The organism is Pseudoduganella sp. UC29_71, from assembly GCF_042693265.1.
In the GTDB taxonomy this organism is placed as follows: Bacteria; Pseudomonadota; Gammaproteobacteria; order Burkholderiales; family Burkholderiaceae_D; genus Rugamonas.
Genome location: NZ_CP170549.1, coordinates 2,649,063 through 2,665,324, shown reverse-complemented (window position 1 = coordinate 2,665,324; position 16,262 = coordinate 2,649,063). Strand labels below are relative to the sequence as shown.

The window sequence follows — 16,262 nt, the reverse complement described above, 5'->3', positions numbered from 1 at the left end:
GCTATCGTCCCCTCCGATACTGCTGAGTTGCTGCAACTCTTAAAGTGGAGCCTGAAGATAACAACAACAGATCAGGTGCCCCAATGTTCATTGCTGCCCATACTACCGCCGCCACCGCCAACGCCGCCGCCGTCGCCACCGCCGCCATTCCGGGCGCGCGCCGTACCGCCGCCGCCCCCGTCATGTCCCTGGCCGGCGCCCGCCAGAACGAATTGCTGCGCGCCTTGCCCGAGCCGGACCTGGAACGCCTGCGCAGCCATATGGAACTGGTCCCGCTGAAAGCCGGCCAGTGCCTGTACGACTTCGGCGACGAGCTGGAATTCTGTTATTTCCCGACCAATGCCATCGTTTCTTTGCAATATATTAACGAAGACGGCGCCACGACGGAGATTGCCGTGGTCGGCCGCGAAGGCGTGGCCGGGATGGCCTTCTACCGTGGCGAGCGTGCCAGCAACACCGCCGTGGTGACCGGCGCCGGCTACGGCTACCGCCTGGACGCCGACGTGCTGCGCCGCAGTTTCGCCGAGGGCGGCGTGCTGGCCCAGCAACTGATGCGCTACACGAGCAGGCATGTTTACCCAGCTGGCGCAAAACGTGGTCAGCAGCCGTCATAGCAGCATCGACCAGAAGCTGTGCCGCTGGCTGCTGGAACGCCTGGACCGTTCGCTGGGCAGCGAACTGAAGGCCACCCAGGAGAATATCGCCAACCTGCTGGGCGTGCGGCGCGAGAGCATCACCGCCAGCGCCGCCAAGCTGCAAGCCGAAGGCGCCATCCAGTGCCGCCGCGGCGTGATCGAGGTGCTGGACCGTAGTATCCTGGAGGGCAACGCAGGCGCGTGCTACTTCGCGCCACGCCTGGCCATGCAGGAGTAATCTCACACGTGAAATGCTAGTCCAAGCCCGCGTTCCGGTTCGGCTGCGCCATTTACTGGTGCAGTTGACTGCGATCGGGTTCCTGCCCTTGATCCTGATTGGCGCCTGGGGCGTCAAGACCACGGCCGACCATCAGCGCCGCGAGCTGGAACGCTCGATGCTCGACTTGTCGCGCGCCCTGTCCACGGCGGTGGACGCGGAACTGGACGGCTGGGTCGGCACGCTGCGCACCATGGCGCGCACGCCCGCGCTGGGCGAAGCCAACATACCCGTCTTCTACGAGTTCGCCAGGGAACAGGTGCGCACCCAGCCCGACTGGTCCAGCGTGGTGCTCACCGACGCCAACGGCGCCGTGCTGTTCAAGACCGTGCTGCCCTATGGCTCGCAGGACGGCCGCGTGATCGATCCGGACAGCCTGCAGCGCGCCATGTCCCTGCGCCAGCCGGTGATCGGCCGCATCGCGGTCGGCCAGGCCGGGCTGGCCGCCTTTCCGGTGCGGGTACCCGTCACCGACAACGCCAACCGCCAGTATGTGCTGACGGCGGCCATCCAGCCCAGCCGCATCCTCAAACTGATACAGCGCCAGCGCAATCCCGACGGCTGGGTCATCTCCGTGCACGACAACAGCGGCCTGCGCGTGGCCCGTTCGCTGGACCACGAACGCACCGTCGGCTCGGGCCCCAGCCCGACGCTGGGGGAGCTGATGCGGACCGGACCGATGGAAGGCGTGGGCGTGACGCGCACGCTGGAAAACGTGGAGGTGGTGACGGCCTACACGCGCTTGTCGCGCTACGGCTGGACCGTGGCGGTGGGCGCGCCGACCGCCGCGCTGAGCCGCATCCTGGCGCAAAGCGTGGCCATCTACGCCGGCGCCATCATCGCCTCGCTGCTGCTGTGCAGCGGCCTGGCGCTGCTGATCGCGCGCCGCATGGTGACGGCCATGGGCTCGCTGCAGGAACAGGCGGTGCGGCTGGGGCGGGGCGAGCCGGTGCGCATCGAGCCGTCGGGCATTTATGAAGTCAACATGATGGGCCTGGCGCTGGAAGCGGCGGCCCACCAGCGCGAAGGACAGGAGCGTGAACGCGGCCATCTGCTCGCTTCGCTGGAGCAGGCCTTGAAGGCGCAGGAGGAAGCGCTGGCGCGCGCCGAAAGCGCCAGCCGCGCCAAGGACGATTTCCTCGCCGTGCTGGGGCACGAACTGCGCAACCCGCTCAGCCCCATCGTCAGCGCGCTGGACCTGATGTCGGCGCGCGAGCAGGGCGTCTACCAGCGCGAACGCGACGTGATGCGGCGCCAGGTCACGCACCTGAAGCGCCTGGTGGACGATTTGCTGGACGTGTCGCGCATCACGCGCGGCAAGCTGGAACTGGTGATGGCGCCGGTGAACCTGTGCCAGGTGGTGGCGCAGGCGGTGGACGCGGCCAACGCCGCCAAGCAGCGCGGCCCGGCCATCAGTGTGCAGATGCCCGATAGCCTGTGGGTGCTGGGCGATGAAAGCCGGCTGGTGCAGGTGATGACCAATCTGCTGTCAAACGCGGTGCGCTTCGGCTGTGACGGCGCGATTTCGGTGACGCTGGAACAGAGCGCCGGCCAGGCGCGGCTGCAGGTGCGCGACCATGGCGTGGGCATGCAGCCGGACATGCTGCAGCACATCTTCGAGCCCTTCTACCAGGCGCCGCAGCCGCTGGCGCGCGCCGCCGGCGGGCTGGGACTGGGCCTGGCGATCGCCCGCAACATCGTGGAACGGCACGGCGGGCGCATCGGCGCCATCAGTGCCGGGCAGGCCCAGGGCAGCACCTTTGAAGTGCTGCTGCCCGCCATCGCGGCGCCGGACATGGAGGCGGCCCCGGAGCCGGAACCGGAGGCCGTGGCGCGGCGCCGCATCCTGGTGGTGGACGACAACCAGGACGCGGCCCGCGGCCTGCAGGACTTGCTGGAACTGAGCGGGCATGACGTGGCGGCGGTGCACAGCGCCAGCGCGGCGCTGGACAGCTTCGCGGCGGCGCAGCCCGAAGTGGCCATTATCGACATCGGCTTGCCGGACATGAACGGCTACCAGCTGGCGGCGGCACTGCGGGCACGCAGCCGCGGCGCGCTGCGGCTGATCGCGCTCACCGGCTACGGCCAGGGCGCGGACAAGCGGCGCGCCGAGGCGGCCGGATTCGACCTGCACCTGACCAAGCCGGCCGGCATCGCCGAACTGCAGCGCGCCATCGCCGGCGCCGCGTAGCCCGCGCCCCGGTACCGGCACGCGTCCGGCTTCACGCGGCGGCGGCCGCCAGCGCGAAGCGGCCGATGGCGAAGGGCTCGATCGGCGTCGAGGTGGCGCCGGTGGCGATCAGCTCTGCCATCACGTCGCCCACGCCCGGTCCCAGCTGGAAGCCGTGGCCGGAGAAGCCGAACGCGTAGTGCAGGCCGCTGACGCGGCCGCTCGGTCCCATCACCGGCAGGTCGTCCTGCATATAGCCTTCGATGCCGCTCCACACGCGGATGATATTCAGCTTGGCCACCGCCGGCGCCAGCCGCGCCATCTGCCGGAACTGGGCCAGCGTGTGCTCGGGCAGCACGTAGGCGCGGCGCGTCAGCTGGTCCGCCGGGCCGCGCCCGCAGCCGCCGAACACGATGTTGCCGCGCTTGACCTGCCTGAAATACAAGGATTCCGTGATCGACTTGACCGCCACGCCGATGGCCGGGCCGATCACATAGGGCACCGGTTCGGTCACCCCCATTTGGGGTCCGCGCACGGCCATCGGCACCGGCTCGCCGAACTGCGCCGCCATCTTGTCGCCCCAGGCGCCGCTGGCCACCAGCAGCGATGGCGCGCGGTACTCGCGGCCGCCGGCGCAGGTGGCGCGGAAATCCAGGCCATCCTTTTCTATGGCCAGCACTTCCGTGTTCTCGATGATGTGCGCGCCGGCGCGTGCGGCGGCGCGGGCAAATGCCGGCGCGGCCAGGCGCGGGTTGGCATGGCCGTCCTGCGCCGCCAGCGAGCCGGCAATCACTTCCCGGCCCAGCAAGGGATAGCGGCGGCGGATGTCCTGCTCGCCCAGCATCTCCAGCTCCAGCCCGTAGTGGCGCGCCTCGCGCGCGTACTTCTCCAGCACTTCCACCTGTTCCGGCTGGTAGGCGCAGCGCAGGTGGCCGCTCTGCAGGTACTCGGCGTCCTCGCCGATCAGTTCGGGCAGGCGCTGCCAGATGGCGTGGGCGCGCATGGACAGCGGCAGCTGCGCCAGGAAGCGGCCCTGGCGCCGCACATTGCCGAAGTTGACGCCGCTGGCCTGCTGGCCGGTCAGCCCGCGTTCGAGCAAGATCACGGACACGCCGCGCTGGCGCAGGAAGAAGGCGGTGGAGGCGCCCATGATGCCGCCGCCGACGATGATGACGTCCGCATGTTGAATGGCGCTCATGCCGCTTCCTCCCGCGTCCGTATGGCGAGCGGCTTGACCGGCGCCTGGCCGCGCAGCCGTCCCACCTGTTCGACCGGGACGCCGCAGGCTGCCGAGATGACTTCGGCCCCGGCCTGCGCGCAGTAGCGGCCCTGGCAGCGGCCCATGCCCACGCGGCTGAAGGCTTTGGCGCGGTTGGCCTCCTGCGCGCCCATCTCGTGCACGGTACGGCGCAGTTCCCCGGCCGTGATGCATTCGCAGCGGCACACGATGGCCTGGTCCGGCAGGCGCGCGGCCTGCTCGGCGGGCCAGGGGAAGGCTTGCACCAGCCCCTGGCGGAAGCGCTCCATCTTGCGCTGCTCGCGTTTCAGCGCTTCCACGCGCTGCGTGTCCACGGCGCTGCCCATGTCCGCCAGCAGGGCCAGCGCGGCCAGCCTGCCTGCGTTCTCCGCCCCTTCGGCGCCGAGGATGCGTACGCCGTCGCCGGCCAGGTACACGCCGGACACGGAACTGCGGCCATCCTCGCTCACCTCGGGAAACCACTGGCGCGCCGCCGAGTCGAAGCGGAAGGCGCAGCGCGCCAGGTCGGCCAGCTGGGTTTCTGGGCGCAGGTGGTAGCCCATGGCCACCGCGTCGCATGCGATCTCGCGGCGCGTGCCGCCGGCGTCCAGGTAGGCCAGGCCGCGCACGCCGTCTTCCGCGTCGCCGGAGATGCCGAGCGGGGTGACGCCCGAGCGCAACTGCACGCCGGCGCGGCGCAGCGCCGCCATATACGACAGGCCAAGGCGCAGCAGCTTGGGCCGCGCCAGCAGCTTGGGCAGGGCGGCGGCCTGGTCGCGCAGGCGGGCGGTATCGAGCACGGCGGCCACGCCGGCGCCGGCTTTCATGTACTGGTAGGCCACCAGGTAGAGCAGCGGCCCGCTGCCGAGGAAGACCACGCGCCGGCCCACCGAGCAGGCCTGCGACTTGAGCGCAATCTGCGCCGCGCCCCAGGCTGAATACCCCCGCCAGTTCCCAGCCGGGCACCGGCATCAGGCGGTCCGTGGCGCCGGAGCAGATCAGCAGGGCCGAATAGGGCAGGCGCTCGCCGTGCGCGCCGCTCACGATGTGCAGGTGGCCGTCCGAGATATTCCAGGCCAGCGTCTCGCTGCGGTAGTCGATCTTGCCGCGCAGCGCGTCGAAGGCGCCGTGCAGGCTGGCCGCGCGCGCCGCTTCGCTGCCATACAGCTTGTCGTAGCTGCGGGTGAAATGCCCGGGCTGGCGGCGGTAGATCTGGCCGCCGTCGCGCCGGCCTTCGTCGATGACGACGGGGCGCAGCCCGGCCGCCGCCAGTTCCTCGGCGGCGCGCACCCCGGCAGGGCCGGCGCCGATCACAATTACGCGAGCTTCAGCCATGCCGCCTCCGTATCGCGGGTGACGATGGCCAGGCCTTCGCGCACTTCGGTGGAGCAGGCGCGCAGGCGCTCGCCGGCGGCGGTCCAGACCCAGCAATCCTGGCAGGCGCCCATCAGGCAAAAGCCCGCCCGGCGGCCTTCGCCGAATTCGGAACTGCGCAGGCTGCGCGCGGCGTTAAGCATGGCCACCAGCAGGGTGTCGCCCTCCAGGGCGGCGGCGGGTTCGCCGTCTATCGTGAAGCTGACCGGCGGCCGGGCCGTTTCGGCCAGGCGGACAAAGCGTGAGTTCATGCGACTTCCTCAAAGCGGTGTAAAGGGGACTGGCGCAGCGCCAGCGCGGCGGGGGCATGGTGGCACAGGATTTCGCCGCCGTTGGCCAGCATCTGGCGCGGCGGGGGCAGGCGGTTGCACACGCCGTCGATGCGTTCGCTGCAGCGCGGCAGGAAGGTGCACAGGGCGGCGCCGGCGGCCGGCGCCGCGGTGCCTGCTGCGCCCAGCGGCGGCAGGCGGCTGGCGCGGCGCGCGCAGACGCCGTCCAGCCAGCCCTGCTCCAGCTTGGGCACGGACGAAATGAGCAGGTGCGAGTAGGGATGGAAGGGCGCTTCGGCCAGCGCTTCGCGCGGCCGCGCCTCGACCTTGCTGCCGGCGTACAGCACCACGATCTCGTCGCAGATGGCGCGCACGGTGCTGATGTCGTGGCTGATGAACATGTAGGACACCTTCAGCTCGCGCCGCAGCTCGGCCATCAGGTCCAGGATGGCGGCCGCCACCACGGTGTCCAGCGCGGAGGTGATCTCGTCGCACAGGATCAGGTCCGGCTCGGCCGCCAGCGCGCGCGCCAGGTTGATGCGCTGCTTCTGGCCGCCGGACAGCTCGCCCGGCAGGCGGTTGGCGATGGCGGCCGGCAGGCGCACCAGGTCCAGCAGCTGCAGCACGCGTCGCCGGCGCGCGTCGCCCTTCAGGCCGTGGTAGAAGCTGAGCGGGCGGGCCAGGATGCCGCCTATGGTGTGGGCCGGGTTGAGCGAGGTGTCCGCGTTCTGGAACACGAACTGCACGCGCTGGTGCTGCTCGCGCGTGCGGCCTCCGGTGCAGGAGGGCAGCGCGCCGCCGTCCAGCAGCACTTCGCCGCGCGCGATGGGCACCATGCCGGCCACCACCCGCGCCAGCGTGGTCTTGCCGGAGCCGGACTCGCCGATCACGCCCACCGTGGCGCCGCGCGCGATGGTCAGGTTGATGTCGCCCAGGATGCGCTTGGACGGCAGGCCGTCGGCGCCGGCCGGGCCGTAACCGGCGTGCAGGCCGCGTATCTCCAGCAGCGGCGGGGCCAGCCTGGTCAGCGACGGCAGTTCGATGCTGATGTCGCGCACGGCCGGTTCGGCCGCCGCCAGCAGGCTGCGCGTGTACTCGTGGGCCGGCGCGTTGAGCACCTGCGGCGTCGCGCCGTCCTCGCGGATCTCGCCGTCGCGCAGCACCACGATGCGGTCGGCCATCTGCGCCACCACGGCCAGGTCGTGCGACACATAGACGGCCGTGGTGCCGAGCTGGCGCACCACGTCCTTGAAGGCGCGCAGCACTTCGATCTGCGTCGTGACGTCGAGCGCGGTGGTCGGCTCGTCCAGGATCACCAGCGCCGGGTCGGTGATGAAGGCCATGGCCGCCATCACGCGCTGCAGCTGGCCGCCGGACACCTGGTGCGGATAGCGCGATCCCAGGCGTTCGGGGTCCGGCAAGGCCAGCGCGCGGAACAGTTCCACTGCCTTCGCTTCCGCCTGGGCGCGCGGCATGGTGTGGTGGATGGCCGCGCTTTCGACCACCTGGTCCATCAGCGTCTTGGACGGGTTGAAGGCCGACGAGGCGCTTTGCGCGATATAGGCCACGGTGCGGCCGCGCAGCGCGGACAGGCCTCGCTCGTCCAGTTCCAGCACCTGCTGCTCGCCCACGCGCACCTGGCCGCCGGCAATGCGGCAGCCCTGGCGCGCATAGCCCATCAGCGACAGCGCGATGGTGGTCTTGCCGGAGCCCGATTCGCCGATCAGGGCCAGCACCTCGCCCTTGTCGAGCGCGAAGCTGACGCCCTTGACGATGGGGATGTCCACGCCCGCGTCGTTGCGCGCGACCACGCGCAGGTTGTTCACTTGTACCAATGGTTTCATCGTGCGTCCTTCTTCTTGCCGCGCAGGTTGTCGATCAGCAGGTTGACGCCTATGGTCAGCGTGGCGATGGCCAGCGCCGGCATTAGCACGGCCGGCGCGCCTTCTGCCAGGCCGCCGATGTTTTCGCGCACCAGCGAGCCCCAGTCCGCGTCCGGCGGCTGCACGCCGAGACTGAGGAAGGACAGGCCGCTCAGCAGCAGCACGGTGAACACGAAGCGCAGGCCGAAGTCGGCCAGCACCGGCCGTATCATATTGGGCAGGATTTCCACGCAGCCGATGTAGGCCATGCCTTCGCCGCGCGCCCGCGCCGCCTGCACGAATTCCATCGCTTGCACGTTGACGGCCAGCGCGCGCGCGATGCGGTAGGCGCCGGGCATGAAGCCCAGCGCGGCGGTGAGCACCAGCACCGGCACCGAGGAGCCGAAGGAGGCCACCATCATCAGCGCGAACATCTTGCTGGGAATGGAGATCAGGGCGTCGAGCGCGCGGCTCAGGCCCGCGTCCAGCCAGCCGCCGGCCACCGCCGCGTACAGGCCGAGCAGGGTGCCCACCCCGCTGGCCAGCAGCGTGGCGGCCAGGGCCAGCGCCACCGTGTAGCGCGCGCCGTACAGCACGCGGCTCAGCATGTCGCGCCCCAGGTAGTCTGTGCCCATGGGAAATTGCGCGCTGATGGCGCCGAACACGTCGGGGTCGACGATGTCGGCCGCGTCGTGCGGCGCGATAGCCGGGCCGGCCACGGTGGCGGCGAGCCAGAACAGCACGATGGCCAGGCCTATCAGCGCGGGCACGGGCAGGCCGGCGACGGCGCACCACGCGGCGCGCAAGCGGCCCTGCGGCTTGGACGGAACAGGGGTAGCGGTGCTGTTCATAGATTGCGTAACCTCGGGTTGGAAACAATTGCACAGATATCGGCCAGCATCACCAGCAGCAGGTAGGCGCCGCAGAAGATCATGGCGCAGGCCTGCACCAGCGGGATGTCGCGCGTGGTGACGGCGTCTATCATCAGGTTGGCGATGCCGGGATAGTTGAAGATGCTCTCGACGATCAGCACGCCGCCCAGCAGATACGACAGGCTGAGCGCGACCGCGTTGGCGATCGGGCCGATGGCGTTGGGCAGCGCATGGGCCAGCACGATGCGCACCGGCCGCGCGCCCTTGAGCCGCGCCATCTCCACGTAGGGCGCGCGCAGCTGGTCGATGACGGCGGCGCGCGTCATGCGCGCCATCTGCGCCACGATCACGCAGCACAGCGTGAATACCGGCATGGCGTAGGCCTTGAGGAACTGGCCCAGGCTGGCGATGTCCGCCGTGTGCGACAGCGCCGACAGCCAGCGCAGCTTGACGGCGAACAGCAGCACGGCCAGCGTGGCGATCAGGAATTCCGGCACCGACACCAGCGACACGGCCAGCATATTCATGCCGCGGTCGAACAGCGAGCCGCGGTACATGGCCGACAGGATGCCCAGCGCCAGTGCCAGCGGCACCGAGACGGCGGCGGTGGCGCCGGCCAGCACCAGGGAGCTGGGCAGGCGCTTGCCTATCAGTTCGCCGATGGCCTGGCCGTTCACCAGCGAGGTGCCGGCGTCGCCCTGCAGCATGTGGCCCAGCCAGCGCGCGTAGCGCACCGGGGCAGGCTGGTCCAGCCCGAACTGGGCGCGCAGCGCCGCCACCGCTTCCGGCGTGGCGGCCTGGCCCAGCGATTCCTGGGCGGCGTCGCCCGGCAGCAGGTTGGTGATGGCGAACACCACCACCGAGACGATCAGCAAGGTCAGCGCGCCCAGGCTCAGGCGCGTCAGCAGCAGCTTTCCTATGGTTCCGTTCATGGGCGGGCCTCAGTGCAGGCGGTCTTGCAGTTTGTAATAGGCGCCCACCAGCGGCAGGAACCACGCCTTGCCGTAGTAGCCCGGGATGGCCGGCCAGTCCAGGCCGCGCCAGGGATTGCTGTCGGCCTGGCCCGCCATCACCTCGGCCATCTTCTGGCCCATGTGCACCGACATCTGCACCCCGTGGCCGCTGTAGCCCAGCGAATAGAACATGCCCTCATGCTCGCCCGCGCGCGGCAGGCGGTCGGCCGTCATGTCCACCAGTCCTCCCCAGCAGTAGTCGATGGCGGTGCGCTCCAGCTGCGGGAACAGGCGCACCATGGTATCGGCCAGGATGCGGCCGCTCTTGGCGTCCGACTTGGGGTTGGACAGCGCGAAGCGCGCGCGCCCGCCGAACAGCAGGCGGTTGTCCGGGGTGAGGCGGAAGTAGTTGCCGATGTTCTTGGTGGTGACGTAGTTGCGCCGGCCCGGCAGGATGGCGTCGATCAGGTCCTCGCCCAGCGGCTCGGTGGCGATGATGAAGCTGCCCACCGACACCAGGCGGCGGCGGGAAATAGCCGAACGGCCCCAGGCTGGAATTGCCGGTCGCGAGGAAGACCTGCTGCGCGTCGATGGCGCCGCGCGCCGAGGCGATGCGGTAGCCGCCGGCAGTGCGCTCGATGTGCTGCACCGCCGCGCCCTGGTAGACCCTGGCGCCGGCGCGCACCGCCGCTTCGGCCAGGCCGACGGCGAATCTACCCATGTGCATCTGGGCGCCCTGGCGCTGCAGCAGGCCGCCGTAGAAGCCTTCGGCGTTGATCTCGGGGGCGAGGTCGGCGGCCTTGAGCAGTTCCACATTGGGATCGGCGCGCTGGCGCAGGCGCTCCCAGGCCCGTTCCAGCTTGGCGTAGTGCTCCGGCTTGGCCGCCAGTTTCAGTTTGCCGCAGCGGCGGAAATCGCAGTCGATGGCTTCCTGCGCCACCAGCTGCTCCACCGTATCCACCGCGTCGTCGTAGGCCTGGTAGCAGGCGCGCGCATGGTCTTCGCCGAGGCGGGCGGCCAGGTCGGCGTAGTCGTGCGCCAGGCCGGTGTTGCACTGGCCGCCGTTGCGGCCGGATGCTTCGCCGGCCACCCGGCCGGCTTCCAGCAGCACCACGGAGGCGCCGCGCCGGGCCAGCGCGAGCGCGGCGGACAGGCCGGTGAAGCCGCCGCCAACCACCACCACGTCGGCGCGCGGCACCACCGGACCTTGCGCCGCGCCTGCAAATGCGGGCGCGGTATCGAGCCAATACGATTCAAGCTTCATGCTGCGTCCTCGATGAGTCTATCTTAATGAATCCATTACCAAGCTGTTACATCCATTACACCATAGGCCGCTCTGCGCAAAATTCCGAATTGCCGCGCGCCGGAGACAGAAACAGCGGTTTTCGCCGCCCCGCGCAGCACACATTGCTGCGCCTTCCGCCTCAAGCATGATCTATGGCTGGCGGCAAAACTACACAAGCTTGCGCCTCCCGGGGCGCCCCCGGCGGCATTTAATGCTGCGGCTTCGCCCTTAGCATAGCCCTACGCAGTTTTCATTCCAGTTTCACGCCGGCCTTAACAAATATTCAAGGAATCCCCATGCAGAGCTTTAATCCCGACGAAATCCAGGTAAGCAGCGGCCATTACATAGGAGGGCGCCATGTGGCCGGCCAGGGGCCGGCAATGGATGTGCGCCGTCCGTCCGACAACGCGGTCTACGCCGGCCTGCCGGTGGCGGACGCGGACCTGGTGGACCAGGCGGTGCAGAATGCCTGGAGCGCCTTCAAGACCAGCACCTGGGCCACCCAGGCGCCGCGCGAGCGCGCCCGCGTGCTGCGCCGCTGGGCCGACCTGATCGAGTCCGATCCCGGCCTGGCCGCGCTGGAAGCGGTGGGCTCCACGCGGCCCATCGTCAACGCGGCCGGCTGGGACGTGCCGTTTACCGCCGAGGGCATCCGCTTCTTCGCCGAATTCGCCGACAAGATAGGCGGCGACGTGGCGGCCACCCGCAGCGATTCGCTGGGCATGACCATCGCCGAGCCGTATGGCGTGATCGGCGCCATCGCGCCGTGGAACTTCCCGCTGGTGATGGCGTCCTGGAAGATAGGCCCGGCGCTGGCGGCCGGCAACGCGGTGGTGCTCAAGCCCTCCGAACTGACTCCGTTCTCCGCCGTGCGGCTGGCCGAACTGGCGGTGCAGGCCGGCATGCCGCCCGGGATCTTCAATGTGATACAGGGCGACGGCCGCATCACTGGCGACGCGCTGGTGCGCCATCCGCGCATTTCAAAAGTGACGTTCACCGGCTCGACCCGCACCGGCAGCGCCATCATGGCCGCCTGCGCGCAGACCGGCACCAAGCCGGTCACGCTGGAGCTGGGGGGCAAAAGCCCGCAGCTGGTGTTCGCCGACGCGCCGGACCTGGACAAGGTGGCGCGCATGGTGGCCGGGGCCATCGCCGGCAACGCGGGGCAGGTGTGCGTGGCCGGCTCGCGGCTGATCGTGCAGCGCGCCGTGGCGGAGCGGCTGGTGGACGGCATCGCTTCAGCGTTCAGCGCGCTGCGTGCCGGCCACACCTGGGAAGCGGGGGCCACGCTGTCGCCCATCATCTCGCCGGCGGACGCTGCCCGCATCGACGGCATGGTGCAGCGGAGCGTGCAGGCCGGCGCCACGCTGGCCGTGGGCGGCAGACTGGCGCCGGTGGCGGGCGAGGGCGCGTTCTACCTGCCCACCATCCTCACCGGGGTGGACGCCAATATGGAAGCGGTGCGCGACGAGATCTTCGGCCCGGTGCTGACGGTGCAGGTGTTCGACGACGAGGACGAGGCCCTGGCGCTGGGCGACCATCCGTCCTACGGCCTGGCGGCCGGCGTGCATACGGCGGACGTGGGCCGCGCGCTGCGCTGCGCGCGCGGCCTGGAAGCGGGCACGGTGTGGATCAACCGCTACGGCCGGAGCGACGACTATGTGTTGCCCACCGGCGGCTTCAAGCGCTCCGGCATGGGCAAGGACCTGGGCCGCCAGGCCTACGAGGCCAACCTGCGCTTCAAGACCGTACTGGTCGATTTCGCGCGCTAAAACGGTGCGCGCGGCGCGCCTTGACGGGGCGGCGCGCGCAAGGCTGCACTGCACTTGTGCGGCTTTCAGAACGGCAGCAAGTTGTGCTGCGCAAGGCACGGAAAAAGCATATTTCCGTTTTGTGACAGGGCGATTACAGTGCAATCCGGCGGACGCGGCGTGATGTAATCGTTAGCAGTAGACGCTTTATCAAGTACATTCACACCTAACTAGGAGTTTGTCATGTATCCCACACGTCACCGCACCCTGGCCCTGTTTCTGGCCGCGACCTATCCACTAGCCGTGCTGGCCGCCGAGCCCGAACCTGCGGAGACGCCTGCAGCGGAAGCCGCCGCTGCCGGGGAACCGGCCGCCAAGCGCGAAGTGGTGGTGGTCAAGGCAACGCGCCAGAACTACCGCGCGCTGTCGGCCACCGGCGCCACCAAGACCGACACCCTGCTCAAGGACTTGCCGCAAAGCGTGCGCGTGCTGACGGCCGACCTGCTCAAGGACGTGGGCGTGACCAACCTGGCCGGCGCGCTGGACCTCACCAGCGGCATCTCCAAGCAGAGCAACCTGGGCGGCCTGTGGGACAGCTATGCCATGCGCGGCTTCACGGGCGATCCCAACTTCGGCTCCGACTACCTGGTCAACGGCTTCAGCTCCAGCCGGGGCTACAACGGCCTGCGCGATTCGGCCAGCACCAACAGCGTGGAAGTGCTGAAAGGCCCCGCGTCGGCACTGTATGGCCGGGGCGAGCCTGGCGGCACCGTCAACATCACGACCAAGAAGCCGCGCTTCGAGCCGGGCTACTCGCTGGACCTGTCGGTGGGCAGCTTCCACACCTACCGCACGGCGGTGGACCTGACCGGCCCGGTCACCGAGACCGTCGCCTACCGCCTGAACGCGGCCTATGAAAAAGGCGACAGCTTCCGCGACACCGTCGAAACCGAGCGCTCCTTCATTTCGCCGTCCTTCATCTGGCTGATCGGCGACAGCACCACGCTGTCCTACGAAATCGAGGCGAGCGAGCAGCGCGTGCCTTTCGACCGTGGCGTGGTGGCGGTGAACGGCGTGCTGGGCCTGGTGCCCAATTCGCGCTACCTGGGCGAACCGGCCGACGGCCCCACCGTGGTCAAGTCGGTGGGCCACCAGGTCTTCCTGCAGCACGAGTTCAACGAGCAGTGGAAGCTGCAGTCCGGCCTGTCCTACCGCGACAGTTCGCTGAAAGGCTTCTCGACCGAGGCCAACAACCTGCTGGCGGACGGCCGCACCCTGCGCCGCCAGCGCCGCCACCGCGATTTCGGCGCCATCGACGTGTCGGGCCGCGTGGAATTGCTGGGCAAGTTCAACACCGGCTCGCTGACGCACAATGTGCTGGTGGGCGTCGATGCCTACCGCTTCGACGACCGCCGCGTGCAGCTGCGCCGCAATCCGAGCGCCGCCAACCCCTATGCGATCGACATCTACAACCCGGTCTACGGCGGCAAGGCCGATCCGCTCACGCTGTCCATCGACACCAAGGAAGAGCAGCGCGCGCACGCCTTCTACGGCCAGGACCAGGTCGACATCACCGACCAGTGGAAGGCGCTGATCGGCGTGCGTCACGACAGCTACGACCAGACCGTGCGCAACTACCGCACCAGCGCTTCCAACAACCAGAAGCTGAGCGCCACCAGTCCGCGCGCCGGCCTGGTGTACCAGCCGCTGCGCACCGTGTCGCTGTACGCCACGGCGGCCAAGGGCTTCCGCCCGAACAGCGGCATCAGCATCGACAACAAGGCCTTCCCGGCCGAGGAAAGCCGCTCGTATGAGGTGGGCGGCAAGCTGGAGACGGCGGACGGCAAGATCACCGGCACCCTGGCGCTGTACAAGATCAAGAAGGAGAACGTGCTGACCACCAATCCGCTGAACACGGACTTCTCGATCTCGGCCGGCGAAGTGGGCAGCAAGGGCGTGGAGCTGGACGTGTCGGGCGAGATCATGCCGAATGTGCGCATGTCCGCCGCCTACGCCTACACCGACGCTACCGTCACCAAGGGGGACAACACCATCGTGACCGGCAGCCGCTTCCCGAACGTGCCGAAGCAAAGCGCCTCGCTGGTCATCACGCCCACCTTCGCGCTGGGCAGCGGCACCGCGACGCTGGGCGGCGGCCTGAATTATGTCGGCGACCGGCTGGGCGACGTGGCCGTGTCCAGCAACTTCACGCTGCCGGCCTACACCACGGCCAAGCTGATCTCGTCCTGGTCGCCGAACAAGAAGGTGCGCGTGTCGCTCAACGTGGACAATCTGTTCAACAAGCGCTACTACGCCAGTTCGTACAGCCAGGTGTGGGTGGCGCCGGGCACCGAACGCACCGTCACCCTCAACCTCAACTACAAATTCTAAGGAGCAGCCCTATGCAGAAGATACGCAAAATCGCCATCGCCGCCGCGCTGGCGGCATCCATGGCCGCAGGCCTGGCGCCCACGGCGTCCGCGCACGGCATCTGGTTCGCGCAGCGGGCCACGCAGCTGGCCTTCCTGTACGGGGTGGGCGCGGACGACCTGGACTCGCTGAAACGGCTGCCGCAGGTAACCAGCATGGCAGGCTACGACGCCGCCGGCAAGCCGGTGGCCGCCAGCCTGCAGCCGGACGGCCGGCTGGTGCTGGTGAACCTGGAGAACCAGCCGGCCGTGGTGGCGGCAGTGCTCGACAACGGCACCTGGAGCAAGACGCCGGACGGCAAGTGGCACAAGAAAGGCAAGGACGAGGTGCCGACGGCGGTAGTGGCCGAGCGCACCATCAAGTACGCGGTGCACCTGCGCGCGCCGCTGACCGCGCCGCTGGCGCCGTTGCCCGGCCAGACCCTGCAGGTGCTGCCGGTGGAGGCCGCGCTGCCGGCCATGCTGGGCCAGCCGATCAAGCTGCGCGTGCTGTATCAGGGCAAGCCGGTGGCGGGCGCCAAGGTGCTGCACGACTGGGTCAACGACCCGGACGGCGAGCCGGCGCTGAGCGGCGCCGACGGCACGGTCACGCTCAAGGTCCGCAACCAGGGGCTGAACGTGATCGTGGCCATTTTTGAATCACCGTCCGACCAGCCCACCAAGTACAACCGCATCGAGCACCTGGCATCGCTGTCCTTCGTGCTGGCGCACGCACCGGAATAAACGGGAGAACGAAGATGAAAAAGATACTGAGCATCCTGGCCGGCGCGGCCGTCCTGGCCGTGGGCGCGGCAACGCTGCCGGCAAATACCGCTTTCGCGCACGGCTCGCCCACGGCCAACCACGGCGGCGTGGTGCAGGCGGTAGGCGAGACCTGGCTGGAGCTGGTCGTCAAGGGCGACACCGTGGAGCTGTACCTGCAGGACGACGGCGACGACATGCCCAGCGCGGACCTGAGCGGCAAGCTGACCGTGATGAAGGGGGCGGCGAAAGCCGAGTTCGCGCTCAAGCCGGCCGGCGGCAACAAGCTGGAAGCGAAGGCGCCGGGCGCGGTCAAGGGAAGCAAGGTGCTGGCTTCGGTCACGCTGGCGGACAAGAAGACCAAGGTCAGCACGTCCTTCGACATCAAGTAGGCCGCCCTGTGCCCG

12 protein-coding genes and 2 pseudogenes are annotated in these 16,262 nt (G+C 69.3%); 7 read left to right on the top strand and 7 right to left on the bottom strand.

Annotated elements, in window-relative coordinates:
• The first annotated feature begins 83 nt into the window (after positions 1-83).
• From ACFJI2_RS11650 to ACFJI2_RS11640, 3 genes are all read left to right on the top strand, one after another.
• On the top strand, positions 84-614 hold the full coding sequence (locus ACFJI2_RS11650) for a Crp/Fnr family transcriptional regulator (protein WP_377705143.1): 531 nt from the start codon (positions 84-86) through the stop codon (positions 612-614).
• Entirely contained in the window at positions 571-873 is a 303-nt protein-coding gene (locus ACFJI2_RS11645) for a Crp/Fnr family transcriptional regulator (RefSeq protein ID WP_377705142.1), read from the top strand. Before ACFJI2_RS11650 ends, ACFJI2_RS11645 begins: the two co-directional genes overlap by 44 nt.
• An 88-nt stretch (positions 874-961) precedes the next feature.
• A complete protein-coding gene (locus tag ACFJI2_RS11640) occupies positions 962-3,103 on the top strand; it encodes an ATP-binding protein (RefSeq protein ID WP_377705141.1) in 2,142 nt (713 codons plus the stop codon).
• A gap of 31 nt (positions 3,104-3,134) precedes the next feature.
• Here the strand turns inward: ACFJI2_RS11640 and ACFJI2_RS11635 are convergent, their stop codons facing one another.
• The 7 genes and pseudogenes from ACFJI2_RS11635 to ACFJI2_RS11605 form a co-directional block, all read right to left on the bottom strand.
• Positions 3,135-4,280: an NAD(P)/FAD-dependent oxidoreductase gene (locus ACFJI2_RS11635; protein WP_377705140.1), complete on the bottom strand. Its 1,146-nt coding sequence runs from the start codon at positions 4,278-4,280 to the stop codon at positions 3,135-3,137.
• A pseudogene (locus ACFJI2_RS11630) lies at positions 4,277-5,654 on the bottom strand (NAD(P)/FAD-dependent oxidoreductase). Before ACFJI2_RS11630 ends, ACFJI2_RS11635 begins: the two are co-directional and overlap by 4 nt.
• Complete coding sequence (locus ACFJI2_RS11625) at positions 5,636-5,944, bottom strand: (2Fe-2S)-binding protein (RefSeq protein WP_107868849.1); 309 nt, start codon at positions 5,942-5,944, stop codon at positions 5,636-5,638. The pseudogene ACFJI2_RS11630 and the gene ACFJI2_RS11625 overlap by 19 nt, the downstream one beginning before the upstream one ends.
• Entirely contained in the window at positions 5,941-7,806 is a 1,866-nt protein-coding gene (locus tag ACFJI2_RS11620) for an ABC transporter ATP-binding protein (RefSeq protein ID WP_377705139.1), read from the bottom strand. Before ACFJI2_RS11620 ends, ACFJI2_RS11625 begins: the two co-directional genes overlap by 4 nt.
• On the bottom strand, positions 7,803-8,675 hold the full coding sequence (locus tag ACFJI2_RS11615; protein ID WP_377705138.1) for an ABC transporter permease: 873 nt from the start codon (positions 8,673-8,675) through the stop codon (positions 7,803-7,805). Before ACFJI2_RS11615 ends, ACFJI2_RS11620 begins: the two co-directional genes overlap by 4 nt.
• Positions 8,672-9,628, bottom strand: coding sequence for an ABC transporter permease (locus ACFJI2_RS11610; protein ID WP_107979363.1), 957 nt, complete (start codon positions 9,626-9,628; stop codon positions 8,672-8,674). Before ACFJI2_RS11610 ends, ACFJI2_RS11615 begins: the two co-directional genes overlap by 4 nt.
• Positions 9,629-9,637: 9 nt before the next feature.
• Positions 9,638-10,913 (bottom strand): annotated as a pseudogene (locus tag ACFJI2_RS11605) (NAD(P)/FAD-dependent oxidoreductase).
• 317 nt (positions 10,914-11,230) lie between these two features.
• On the opposite strand from ACFJI2_RS11605, the gene ACFJI2_RS11600 reads away from it, so the two are divergent.
• From ACFJI2_RS11600 to ACFJI2_RS11585, 4 genes are all read left to right on the top strand, one after another.
• Positions 11,231-12,706, top strand: a complete 1,476-nt coding sequence (locus ACFJI2_RS11600) for an aldehyde dehydrogenase family protein (RefSeq protein WP_377705137.1) — start codon at positions 11,231-11,233, stop codon at positions 12,704-12,706.
• A 222-nt stretch (positions 12,707-12,928) separates the two neighbouring features.
• Entirely contained in the window at positions 12,929-15,076 is a 2,148-nt protein-coding gene (locus ACFJI2_RS11595) for a TonB-dependent siderophore receptor (protein WP_377705136.1), read from the top strand.
• A gap of 11 nt (positions 15,077-15,087) precedes the next feature.
• Positions 15,088-15,837, top strand: a complete 750-nt coding sequence (locus tag ACFJI2_RS11590; RefSeq protein ID WP_377705135.1) for a DUF4198 domain-containing protein — start codon at positions 15,088-15,090, stop codon at positions 15,835-15,837.
• Between the two features lie 14 nt (positions 15,838-15,851).
• Entirely contained in the window at positions 15,852-16,247 is a 396-nt protein-coding gene (locus ACFJI2_RS11585; protein WP_377705134.1) for a hypothetical protein, read from the top strand.
• Positions 16,248-16,262 lie beyond the last annotated feature (15 nt).